The sequence below is a fragment of the Lacimonas salitolerans genome, assembly GCF_042677865.1.
GTDB classification, from domain to species: domain Bacteria; phylum Pseudomonadota; class Alphaproteobacteria; order Rhodobacterales; family Rhodobacteraceae; genus Lutimaribacter; species Lutimaribacter salitolerans.
The window spans coordinates 1-10,754 of the sequence record NZ_JBHUDD010000131.1; the positions used below are offsets into that span (position 1 = coordinate 1).

10 protein-coding genes are annotated in these 10,754 nt (G+C 64.5%); 5 read left to right on the plus strand and 5 right to left on the minus strand.

The window, feature by feature from the left end; translation table 11 throughout:
• Window positions 1–248 precede the first annotated feature (248 nt).
• From ACFTOW_RS14430 to ACFTOW_RS14450, 5 genes are read left to right on the plus strand one after another with little or no spacing between them, the layout of a single operon-like run.
• On the plus strand, window positions 249–863 hold the full coding sequence (locus ACFTOW_RS14430) for a VOC family protein (RefSeq protein WP_379916895.1): 615 nt from the start codon (window positions 249–251) through the stop codon (window positions 861–863).
• The gene (locus ACFTOW_RS14435) at window positions 860–1,339 is read left to right on the plus strand and encodes a GNAT family N-acetyltransferase (protein ID WP_379916897.1); all 480 of its coding nucleotides are present in this window, start codon (window positions 860–862) and stop codon (window positions 1,337–1,339) included. Before ACFTOW_RS14430 ends, ACFTOW_RS14435 begins: the two co-directional genes overlap by 4 nt.
• Before the next feature lie 53 nt (window positions 1,340–1,392).
• Window positions 1,393–2,076, plus strand: a complete 684-nt coding sequence (locus ACFTOW_RS14440; protein WP_379916899.1) for a TerB family tellurite resistance protein — start codon at window positions 1,393–1,395, stop codon at window positions 2,074–2,076.
• Window positions 2,076–3,101 carry an endonuclease/exonuclease/phosphatase family protein gene (locus tag ACFTOW_RS14445; protein WP_379916901.1) on the plus strand — a complete coding sequence of 342 codons (1,026 nt, stop codon included), beginning with the start codon at window positions 2,076–2,078 and terminating at the stop codon, window positions 3,099–3,101. Before ACFTOW_RS14440 ends, ACFTOW_RS14445 begins: the two co-directional genes overlap by 1 nt.
• Before the next feature lie 36 nt (window positions 3,102–3,137).
• Complete coding sequence (locus tag ACFTOW_RS14450; RefSeq protein ID WP_379916903.1) at window positions 3,138–3,494, plus strand: hypothetical protein; 357 nt, start codon at window positions 3,138–3,140, stop codon at window positions 3,492–3,494.
• Window positions 3,495–3,554: 60 nt separating this feature from the next.
• Here ACFTOW_RS14450 and ACFTOW_RS14455 read toward each other — a convergent pair whose 3' ends face one another.
• From ACFTOW_RS14455 to ACFTOW_RS14475, 5 genes are all read right to left on the minus strand, one after another.
• The gene (locus ACFTOW_RS14455; RefSeq protein WP_379916905.1) at window positions 3,555–5,111 is read right to left on the minus strand and encodes a Ppx/GppA family phosphatase; all 1,557 of its coding nucleotides are present in this window, start codon (window positions 5,109–5,111) and stop codon (window positions 3,555–3,557) included.
• 114 nt (window positions 5,112–5,225) lie between these two features.
• Window positions 5,226–7,403, minus strand: a complete 2,178-nt coding sequence (locus tag ACFTOW_RS14460; RefSeq protein ID WP_379916907.1) for an RNA degradosome polyphosphate kinase — start codon at window positions 7,401–7,403, stop codon at window positions 5,226–5,228.
• A gap of 85 nt (window positions 7,404–7,488) precedes the next feature.
• Window positions 7,489–8,190: a P-loop NTPase family protein gene (locus ACFTOW_RS14465; RefSeq protein WP_379916909.1), complete on the minus strand. Its 702-nt coding sequence runs from the start codon at window positions 8,188–8,190 to the stop codon at window positions 7,489–7,491.
• On the minus strand, window positions 8,190–9,257 hold the full coding sequence (locus ACFTOW_RS14470; protein ID WP_379916911.1) for an AI-2E family transporter: 1,068 nt from the start codon (window positions 9,255–9,257) through the stop codon (window positions 8,190–8,192). The genes ACFTOW_RS14465 and ACFTOW_RS14470 overlap by 1 nt, the downstream gene beginning before the upstream one ends.
• Window positions 9,258–9,603: 346 nt before the next feature.
• On the minus strand, window positions 9,604–10,754 hold a 1,151-nt coding region (locus ACFTOW_RS14475), incomplete at its 5' end, for a pentapeptide repeat-containing protein (RefSeq protein WP_379916912.1).

Here is a 10,754-nt window from a genome sequence, read left to right on the forward strand (position 1 = left end):
CAAGCAAATGACCGGAAACCAAACCACCCACACAAACCGCGAAATAGCCGATTATGATCAAGCAAATAAAATGCTGTATGTTGTTGACCGTGGATTTCTTATATGGTTGGGAACTCAAAACATTAATGAGTTGCTCTACGAATTGGGGTTGCCAGAACAGTAGGATTGAGGAGATTTCAAATCTCACTCCACCTCCCCAACCCAACCCCCTATGATCCCGCACAGAATCACATCCACAGGGGGCTTTCATGCTTGAACTCGATCACATCGCCGTTGCGGCCAATTCGCTGGACGAGGGGCGCGCCTATGTCGAACAGACGCTGGGCATCACCCTGGCCCCCGGCGGGCTGCATCCGCTGATGGGCACGCACAACCTGCTGGTCGGGCTTGAGGATGGTCTGTATTTCGAGGTGATCGCCATCGACCCTGCGGCGCCTGCGCCTGACCGTCCGCGCTGGTTCGATCTGGACAATTTCTCAGGCGCGCCGCGCCTGACCAACTGGGTCTGCCGCACGCCCGACATCACCTCGGCGCTGGCGCAGATGCCCGATGCCGGCACCGCGCTGGACATCACCCGCGGCGATCTGCGCTGGTTCATGGCGGTGCCCGACGATGGCTGCCTGCCGTTCGACAACATCCACCCGGCGGTGATGCAATGGCAGGGCGATGCCCATCCCGCGCCATGCCTGCCGCAATCGGGCGCGCGTCTGACCGCGCTGCGCGTGTTCCATCCGCAGGCCGATGCCCTGCGCGACCGTCTGGCCCCGCATATGCCCGACGCGCGCGTCAGCTATCACACCGCCGACGCCGCAGCACTTGAGGCGGTGTTCGACACGCCCCACGGCGAAAGGGTGCTGCGGTGACGGTACGGCCCGCGACGGCGCAGGACGCGCCCGGCGTTGCCGAGATCTGGAACGCGGTGATCCGCGACACGGCGGTCACGTTCACCACGCTGGAAAAGACCGTGCCGGGCCTGCGGGCCGACATCGCCGCGCGCGGGGGCGGCTTCGTGGTGGCCGAAGAGGGCGGGCAGGTGCTGGGCTTTGCCACCTGCTTTCCGTTCCGCGGCGGCCCCGGCTATGCCCGCACGCTGGAACATTCCATCCTGCTGGCCCCCGCCGGGCAGGGCCGGGGTCTGGGCCGCGCCCTGATGACGCAGCTGTGCGATCACGCACGAGGGCAGGGGGCGCACAGCCTGTGGGCCGGGGTCAGCGGCGAGAACCCGGCAGGCCTTGAATTTCATGCGCGTATCGGCTTTGCCGAGGTCGCCCGCCTGCGCGAGGTAGGGTTCAAGTTCGGGCGCTGGATGGACCTTGTGCTGATGCAGAAATTTCTGTGAAATCGCCCTGAAACCGCACTGACAGTCGGCCCGCCACAGGGTAGTCTGCGGCCATGTCGATCTGGACCCGCATATCCGATGCCCTGTCTGCCCTTGCCAGTGGCGAGCCGCTGTCGGCGGTGTTCGACCGGCTGCGCACGCGGCCCGAACGCTCGGTCGCGTTCACCATCGCGGTGATCGCGCTGGGGGCCAAGATGGCCAAGGCCGACGGGCAGGTGACCCGCGACGAGGTGACGGCGTTCCGCGAGGTGTTCCGCATCGCCCCCGAGGACGAGGCGCAGGCCGCCCGCGTGTTCAACCTGGCGCGGCAGGACGTGGCGGGGTTTGAATCCTATGCCGCCAAGATTAAGGCGATGTTCGATCAGACCGACGGCCCGATCTGCGACCTGATGGAGGGGCTGTTTCACATCGCCATCGCCGACGGTCACTATCACCCGGCCGAGGATGCGTTTCTGGAACGGGTGGCGGCAATTCTGGGCCTGCCCGAGCGTGACTTCCGCAGCCTGCGCGCGCGCTTCGTGCCCGATGCACTGCCCGATCCGCATACGGTGCTGGGCGTCAGCCCCGACACGCCACTGCCCGAGATTCGCCGGGCGTGGAAGCAGATGGTGCGCGAAAACCACCCCGATGCGCTGATCGCGCGGGGCCTGCCGGACGAGGCGGTGAAGATGGCCGAGCGGCGCATGCATGACATCAACCGCGCCTGGGAGGAGATTGCCAAGGGGCAGGCCGCCTGATGCGGATCGCCACCTATAACGTCGAATGGTTCAACGCGCTGTTCGACGATCAGGGCAATCTTCTGGACGATGACGGCTGGTCAGGGCGTCAGGATGTGCGCCGCACCGATCAGCTGGCCGCGCTGGGGATCGTGTTCACCGCGCTGAATGCCGATGCGGTGATGGTGATCGAGGCGCCGGATCACAACGGCAGGCGCGCCACCGTGCCCGCGCTGGAAAATTTCGCCCGTGCCTTCGGATTGCGCGCACATCGGGCGACCTTGGGCTTTGCCAATGACACGCAGCAGGAAATCGCCCTGCTGTATGATCCCGACACGCTGACGGTTGCGCATGACCCGCAGGGCGAACCGACCGGCAAGAAGGGCGATGCCGGCTGCCCCAGGTTTGACGGCGTGTTCCGGATCGATCTGGATGTCGACGCGACCGAGGATCTGGTGCGGTTTTCCAAGCCACCGCTGGAATTGTCGGTTCAAACCGCGTCGGGGCGCAGCCTGCGGATGATCGGTGCGCATCTGAAATCCAAGGCCCCGCATGGCGCACGCGACCGCGACACGGCGATGCGCATCGCCATCGCCAACCGGCGCAAGCAGCTGGCACAGGCGATCTGGCTGCGCCGCCGCGTGGAGGCGCACCTGACGCAGGCCGAGCCGCTGATCCTGCTGGGCGATCTGAACGACGGACCGGGGCTGGATGAATATGAGCACCTGTTCGGGCGCTCGTCGGTGGAAATCGTGATGGGCGAGGACGGACCGCACGGCCTGTATGATCCGCACGCGCGGCAGGCCCTGCGCAGCCGCCTGATGGCCATGCCGACCACGGCGCGGTTCTACCTGCCGCATGAAAACAGGTATATTCAGGCGCTTCTGGATTACATCATGATTTCAGAGGATCTGCGCGAATTGTCGCCGCGCTGGCGCATCTGGCATCCGTTCGATGATCCGGTGTGCTGGAAGACACCTGAACTGCGCGATGCGCTGATTTCCGCCTCGGATCATTTTCCGGTGACGCTGGATATCGGTTTGTGACTCAAAATCGGCGGCCCGGTCGCCTATATTGACATCATGAAACGCATCATCGCCATCGCGCTTGTCGCTGCCCTGCCCACCTTTGCCGCCGCGCAAGAGGAGGAGGGTGACGGGTTTTCCCTGATGGAGGAAGGCGCAAAGCTGTTCCTGCGCGGCATGATGGACGAGGCGGAACCGGCACTTGAGCAGTTGCAGCGGCTGATGCAGGACATGCAGCCCGCCATGCGCGAGTTCGTACAGGAAATGGGCCCGGCGTTGAATGATCTGCTGGGCAAGGTCGACGATCTTTCGAACTATCACGCGCCCGAGATGCTGCCCAACGGCGATATCATAATGCGCCGCAAGGTGCCGATGTCGCCTGAACCGGATGAGGGTGAAGAGATCGATCTGTAGGACTGCGGACCGTCCACGGCGCAGCCCCCCGCCCCCGGCCTTTGTCCGGCAGGGGGTAGTTCAGGCTTTCGATCTGGTGCGGCGCATCTTGACCTTCGACTGCGCGCCAAGCGTGGTCGCCAGCGAGTTGAACCGCGACTCGGCCACCTCGCCGAACAGCGGCTCGGCCTCGGGCGAGAGCCACAGCTCCAGTTCCTTTTTCTTGGGAAACCAGCGCATTTCGCCCAAGGGGGCGCCTTGCAGCCACAGCATCGCGGCAAAACGCATCGCCTTGCCCAGCACTTCGGCCTGATGGGCGTCCTTTTCCTCGATCAGGTCCAGGACAGCGTCAAACCGGGTGCCTTCGCGCTTGTTGGTGTAGCGGTGCATCAGCGCCAGTCCCAGAAACACGCGTTCGGCATGTTTTAGCCCGCCAAGGTTGGCACGGGTGGCATTGTCAAAGCAGACTTCGGCGCGATAATCGGGATGCGCGCGCCAGGAAACGTCATGCAGCAGGCAGGCGGCGCGGATCAGGCGTTTTCGGTCATCCGTGCTGCCCGAGAACAGCGGCAGGATGAACTGGTACAACTGGCGGCCAAAGCCGGGCAGGCGGGCATCCTTGGCTTCGGCAAAGCGGCAGGCCTCGATCAGCGGATCACGGTCGCGCAATTCCTGCGGCATCTGTTCGTACAGCATGCCCTCGCGGATGCCATAGCTGCTGATGGCGATGTCGCGCGGGCCGAAGGTGCGGACCACCTCGCGCAGCACCTCGGCGGCCAGTGGCACCAGCGACATCCGGCTGGAGGACACGCCCGCGCGGTTGCGCAGCTCGTCCGGGTCCTGCTTTTCGATGTATTTCAGCGTGTCGCGCACCGATTTGCGGCTCATCCGGTATTCGTGCAGCACGTGCAGGGGATAGCCCAGCCGCTCCATGTCGATACGGGCGATCGCGCGCCACGATCCGCCGACCAGAAACAGCCGGTTGTTCTGTGGCCCCATCTTTGCGGCGATGCTGTCCAGCGCGTCGCGGATATACTTGCGCCGGGCCTCCTTGCCGCCCTTGAGCGTGGCCAGTTTCAGCGGCCCCAGGGCGGATGTTTCGCGCCGGCCCACGACGCCGCCGTTGATCTCGGCCAGTTCCATGGAGGAGCCGCCGATGTCACAGACCAGCCCATACGCGCCCGGCCAGCCCAGCAGCACGCCCTGTGCGGACAGGCGCGCCTCTTCCTCGCCGTCGATGACATGCAGGGTCAGCCCGGTGTCGCGCAGCACCTGCGCGCAGAACTCCGGCCCGTCCTCGGCGTCGCGCACGGCGGCGGTGGCCACGGCGGTCAGCGGGGTGATGCCCATGCCGGTTGCCAGGCTCTGGAACCGGCGCAGCGCCGACAGCGCGCGGGTGCGCCCTGTGGGCGACAGGCGGCCGGTCTTGCCCATGCCTTCGCCAAGGCCGCACATGATCTTTTCGTTGTAGAAATAGGCCGGGCTGCGCGCGGCCCCGTCGAACACGACCAGCCGGACCGAGTTCGACCCCACATCGACCACTCCGACACGGGCCAGCGCGCGGGCCTGCGGGTCGTTGAAGAGCGGTCTGCCGAACGGCCCCCAATCTGCGGGTGCCGTGCCGGGTTGCTCGGTCATGTCAACGCTCCGTTCAACGCTGGGTGCGGTTTTGGCCGTTATGGCCGGGTGCGCGCCGAGGGTCAACGCCCCGCCGCCCGATCTGCCGCAGGGGCAGCCCGGCCAGCCGGCAGGTCAGTCCTCGGTATGGGTCAGCTTGGGCACGTCCTTGGCCCCTGCCGATCCGCGTCCCGACAGCGACGGGTTTTCCATGAAGAACCGATGCGTGTTGAAGGCGAACTTGCCCTCGGACAGCTGCGCGCGTTCGAACTTGCCATCGGGCGACATCACCCAGGTCTGCGCCACATCGGCCAGGTTGGCGGCCATGATCTGGCTGACGATCTGGGCCTTGACGGTCGGGTTCTCGATATCGACCAGCGTTTCGACCCGGCGGTTCAGGTTGCGGCCCATCCAGTCGGCGGACGAGATATAGACCTTGGCCTGCTTGCTGGGCAGGCCGTGGCCATTGCCGAAACAGGCGATGCGCGAATGTTCCAGAAACCGGCCGATGATGGATTTCACGCGGATGGTTTCGGACAGGCCCTTGATGCCCGGGCGCAAGCCGCAGATGCCGCGGATGATGCAGTCGATCCGCACGCCCGCGCGGCTGGCGTCGTACAGCGCGTCGATCATGTCGGGCTCGATCAGCGAGTTCATCTTGATCCAGATCTGCGCTGGTCGCCCGGCGCGGGCATGCTCGGCCTCCTTGCCGATCATCTCGATCATCTTGGGTTTCAGGCTGTGAGGGCTGATCGACAGGTTCTCCAGCCCTTCGGGCATGGCATAGCCCGACAGGTAGTTGAACACCTTGGTGGCGTCGCGCCCCAGCGCCGCATCACAGGTAAAGAACGACAGGTCGGTATAGATCTTGGCGGTGATCGGGTGGTAATTGCCCGTGCCGTAATGGGTGTAGGTCACCAGCTTGTCGCCCTCGCGGCGGACAACGGTGCTGATCTTGGCATGGGTTTTCCAGTCGACAAAGCCATAGACCACATGCGCGCCCGCGCGCTCCAGCCGCCGCGACTGCCGGATGTTGGCGGCCTCGTCAAAGCGCGCCTTGAGTTCGACCAGCGCGGTGACCGATTTGCCATCCTCGGCAGCCTCGCACAGCGCCTCGACGATGGGCGAGTTGCGCGAGGTGCGATACAACGTCTGCTTGATTGCCACCACATCGGGATCGCGCGCGGCCTGTTGCAGGAACCGCACCACCATGTCGAAAGTCTCGTAGGGGTGATGCAGCAGCATGTCCTTTTGACGGATCGCGGCGAACATGTCGCCGCCGTGGTCCTGCACCCGTTCCGGCACGCGCGGCGTGAACGGCGGCCACAGCAGGTCGGGTCGGGCGTCGATGACCAGTTCTTTGACATCGGCGATGCCGATCATGCCATCCACCTCGATCACCTCGTCGGGGGTGACGTGCAGCTCTTCCATGATCACGGCCTTCAGCGACGCAGGCGCACCGGCGCTGATCTTCATGCGCACCACCTCGCCGCGACGGCGACGTTTCAGGGCGGTTTCGAACTCGCGCACCAGGTCCTCGGCCTCTTCCTCGACCTCCAGATCGCTGTCGCGCAGAACGCGAAACGCGCAATGGTCCTTGAGCGTGTAGCCCGGAAACAGGCTGTCGAGATGCAGGATCAGCAACTCCTCAAGCGGCAGAAAGCGGTGCGCGCCCTGCGCGTCGGGCGGCAGGGCCACGAAACGGTCGATCTGGTGCGGGATCGGCAGCAGCGCCTGCAAGGGGCGGCGGTCGGCCTTGCGTTGCAGGTGCAGCGCCAGGCTGAAGCCGGTGTTGGGGATGAACGGAAACGGGTGCGCCGGGTCGATCGCCAGCGGCGACAAGACCGGAAAGACGTTGTTGAGGAATTGTTCGCGCAGGAAATCGCGATCATCCTCGGCCAGGCTGTTTTTGTCCAGCATGGTGATGTTCTCGGCGGCCATTTCCGTGCGCAGGGTGTTGAACACCCTTTGCTGCGCCTTCATCAGGTTGCGCGCGTCCTCGTTTATCAGCACAAGCTGTTCGGCCGGCGTCAGCCCGTCAGCGGCGGGCGTGGTGTTGCCCGCCTGCGCCAGCTCACGCAGGCCCGCGACACGCACGGTGTAGAATTCGTCAAGGTTCGTGGCCGAGATCGACAGGAAGCGCAGCCGTTCCAGCAGCGGCACGCGCGGGTTCTCGGCCTCTTCCAGCACGCGCCAGTTGAAACCCAGCCAGCTGAGTTCGCGATTGAAAAAGCGCCCCGGCCCGGTCTGGTCCAGATCCGGCATCTCGATGGCGGGCGTAAGCGGGGCGTGAAGAAAATCGGCTGTATCCATGGTGGCTTAATCGGCGCTTTCTGTAACAACGTGGTGACGGTGCGGTAACGGTGGCGCGGTCTTTTTGCAGACCGTCAGCCTGAGCCTATACGCCGGATTTGTCCAGAAGGTCCGGCTGTGACCAATCGGCCAGAACCTCACGCGCCAGCCCACGGTTGAGCGGACGGCCCTGCGCCAGCGCGCGGTCGTCCATTTCGGCCACAACGTCGCGCGCGGCCTGAAAGCTGCGGGTCATCCAGCGCACCAGATAGGGCAGGGTGTCGGGCGTGGGAACCAGTTGGCGATCGGCAAACAGCTTCATCAGCACCGCGCCCAGCAACTCGTCATCGGGTTCGGCAAGGCTGACCGCCGGTGTGCCCTGCATGCGGCTGGCCAGATCGGGCAGGGTCAGGCCCCAGTGTCGCGGTGCCGTGGGGGCGGTGATCAGCAGGCTGTGCCCTTCGGCCAGGCACAGGTTGTGCAGGTGAAACAGCGCATCCTGGGCCGCCGGGTCTCGGGCAATTTCATGCGCATCCTCGACCGCGATGCTGCTCGTCGCCAGCGCCGGAATGTCGGCCCCGGCCAAGCCCTGCGCCGCCACGATGGCCGCGTCGCTGGCTGCGGCCCAGACATGGGCCAGATGGGTCTTGCCCGACGCCGTGGGCCCCGTCAGCAACAGTTTGCGCCCCGGCCAGTCCCGCCAGTTGTCGATCAGCGCCACCGCCATCGCATTGGCGGGGGAGACGAAAAAGTCGCTGCGTCCCCGCGCGATGCGGACCGGCAGGTCAAAACCAAGCTGGCGCTCCATCAGTCCACCGGCTCGTCCGTCACGCCGCGGTACAGGCGGCTGTCCTTGTAGTTGGCGATGACAAAGCGGATGATCACGCCGATGGCCGCCGCCACGGGCACCGCGACCAGCATTCCGACAAAGCCGAACAGCGTGCCGAAGACCGACAGCGCAAAGAGCAGCCAGACCGGATGCAGCCCCACCGAATTGCCCACCAGCTTGGGGGTCAGGATGTTGCCCTCGACCATCTGGCCGCTGACGAAAATTGCCGCGATCAGGCCCAGCGACACCCAGTCGCCCCAGAACTGGAACAGCCCCAGCCCGATCGCCAGCGCCCCGCCCACCAGCGCGCCGACGTAGGGTATGAAGGTGACCAGCCCGGCGACAAAGCCCACCACAAGGCCGAATTGCAACCCCACCGCCATCAGCGCCACGGCATAGTAGGTGCCAAGGATCAGGCAGACGGTGCCCATGCCGCGGATGAATCCGGCGATCACGTCGTCGATCTCGCCGGCAAGCTGGCGGATCACCGGGGCGTGCTCGCGCGGGAGCAGGTCGTCGATGCGTGCGATCATGCGGTCCCAGTCGTACAGCAGGTAGAAGGCCACCACCGGGACGATCACCAGCAGCATGACGACGTTGAGCAGCGATGCCGCCGAGGACAGCACGGTGTTGAGCACCTCTCCGCCGCGTTCCTGGATCGTGTCGCCCAGGCTGGCAAGGGATTTGCGCAGGACCGAGCCTTCTTCCAGAAGGTCGGGAAAGCGCGTGTTGAGAAACTCCAGCAGGTTGCGGAACAGCCTTGGCGCCGTGTCGAACAGGCTGATGGTCTGCTGCACCAGCGTCGGAATGACCAACAGGGCCAGCAGGATGAAAACCAGAACCGACACCAGCGTGATGATCGCCGTGGCCAGCGCGCGGCTGGTCCCCAGCCGCTCCAGCCGGTCGGCCACGGGATCAAGAAAATAAGCCACCGCGCCGCCCAGAACGAAGGGCAGGATCACGTCGCCCAGAAACCAAAGCGCCAGCACGAAGACGACCGCGAAGACGCCCCAGTACCTCACCTGATCCCGAACCGGGAGTGCCATAGCCGTGCCCTTTCACGCCGCCAGCCTTCTATGTCGCCCCGAAAGCCCGCGCGATCAACCCCTGAAGAGGGGCCGTTTTGCGCGATGCACGGGCCATGCACATCGCGTGCACATGGCATGCGCAGGCTGACGAGGGGCCGGACAGCGGGTGGATCGCGATTGGCCGGGGCATTTGCGTGGCGGCTGGCGTAGCGCCGCCGGCCCCTCGCCACGAGGGGGAGGGGAGGCGTGCAGGGCTGGCCGGAGGGTCGGACCAAGGCGCGGCGGAAGCGGGGCAGGTGCGGTGTGTCACCTCCCTCCCCCGTCATGGGCGAGGGAGGCGAAGCGGGTGGGTGCTGCCGGGTGGTCAATCGGGTTTTGGTGGAGGGGTGTAGGCGGCGGGGTTTGCTTGCCATTTGCGCCATTCGGTGTCAAAGGCGTGGGGGCCGGTGTTGGGGAGTTCCCAGTCTGGCCAATGGGCGGGGCGGCCAATGCCATTAGGTAAGGTGACCGTGCCGTCGGCAAATATTTGTTCGCAGTGCTGTGCCAGCTTTCTGGCGGTCGCTTCGTCAGCATACTGCAGACAAGCGCCTTGGAAAGTCGCGTCTTTGATAAACGTGTCCTCGTCCATGCGAATTCTTTTCAGATTTGTTCCCTTCAACTGGGACGTGCTCAGGCTCGCCCCTTGAAGCCGTGCTCTGCTTAGATTTGCCTCATCCATCAATGCCATATTGAGATCTGCACCCTCCAGTCGCGCTCTTTCGAAGTTTGTTCCCTGCATGTGCGCCCATTTGAAGTCCGAGCCTTCCATGCGGACCGCGCTGCATCGGGCCCCAATCAATTCTGCGCCGCTGACGTCAGCCCCATCTATTCTTGCCATTACTAGGATCGCGTTATTCATCACCGCCACGGTAAGGTCGGCTCCCTCCATTTCCACATGGAATAAGTTTGCTCCTTGCATTCTGGCTTTGATGGCGACTGCACCCTGCATCGTAACTCGCTTCAGGTCAGTGCCTTCCATTCGTGTTCCTTCGAGCGATGCGCCCTCCATTCGCGCACCGGACAGTTTTGCGCCAGAGAACACGGCGTCAGAGGCATCAGGGCGACCAGCGGAAAGATCGGCGTTTTGCAGGTTTGCTCCGCGCAGGTCGAGCCGGTAACCGGAGCAGCGATCCATCGCTAACCTCCAAACATTCAGCTTTTTCTTGAACTCCTCGATTGCTTGTGGGTCGCGTTTCGCTTCATTTGGTGTTTTGGCTAGACTCGGACAGGGTGTGTCGAAGGGCCAAATCGTATCTTTTGAAGGGGGATCGGGCCATGCTGCCTCGGCTCGTCGTTGATCGGCCGTGCGGCGGCCCAGCACTTGCAGGGCCTGCGCGATGTCGGCGCGCGGTGCGGGAAGGTTTTGCGCCCATGTCCACGCCCTAGAATACAAAAGGGCACCTCGATTTTTCGTCGTTTTCCGCGGTTCAGGGCGGGTTTTCTGGCCTGAAGCGTGCAGGAAGCGGCTTGCTGGGA

What these genes read in the sequence shown, in the direction of transcription:
- ACFTOW_RS14455 (WP_379916905.1), bottom strand. Translation starts at nt 5,111, where the DNA reads ATGACCGAGCAACCCGGCACGGCACCCGCAGATTGGGGGCCGTTCGGC.
- ACFTOW_RS14465 (WP_379916909.1), bottom strand. Translation starts at nt 8,190, where the DNA reads ATGGAGCGCCAGCTTGGTTTTGACCTGCCGGTCCGCATCGCGCGGGGA.
- ACFTOW_RS14445 (WP_379916901.1), top strand. Translation starts at nt 2,076, where the DNA reads ATGCGGATCGCCACCTATAACGTCGAATGGTTCAACGCGCTGTTCGAC.
- ACFTOW_RS14470 (WP_379916911.1), bottom strand. Translation starts at nt 9,257, where the DNA reads ATGGCACTCCCGGTTCGGGATCAGGTGAGGTACTGGGGCGTCTTCGCG.
- ACFTOW_RS14450 (WP_379916903.1), top strand. Translation starts at nt 3,138, where the DNA reads ATGAAACGCATCATCGCCATCGCGCTTGTCGCTGCCCTGCCCACCTTT.
- ACFTOW_RS14440 (WP_379916899.1), top strand. Translation starts at nt 1,393, where the DNA reads ATGTCGATCTGGACCCGCATATCCGATGCCCTGTCTGCCCTTGCCAGT.
- ACFTOW_RS14460 (WP_379916907.1), bottom strand. Translation starts at nt 7,403, where the DNA reads ATGGATACAGCCGATTTTCTTCACGCCCCGCTTACGCCCGCCATCGAG.
- ACFTOW_RS14430 (WP_379916895.1), top strand. Translation starts at nt 249, where the DNA reads ATGCTTGAACTCGATCACATCGCCGTTGCGGCCAATTCGCTGGACGAG.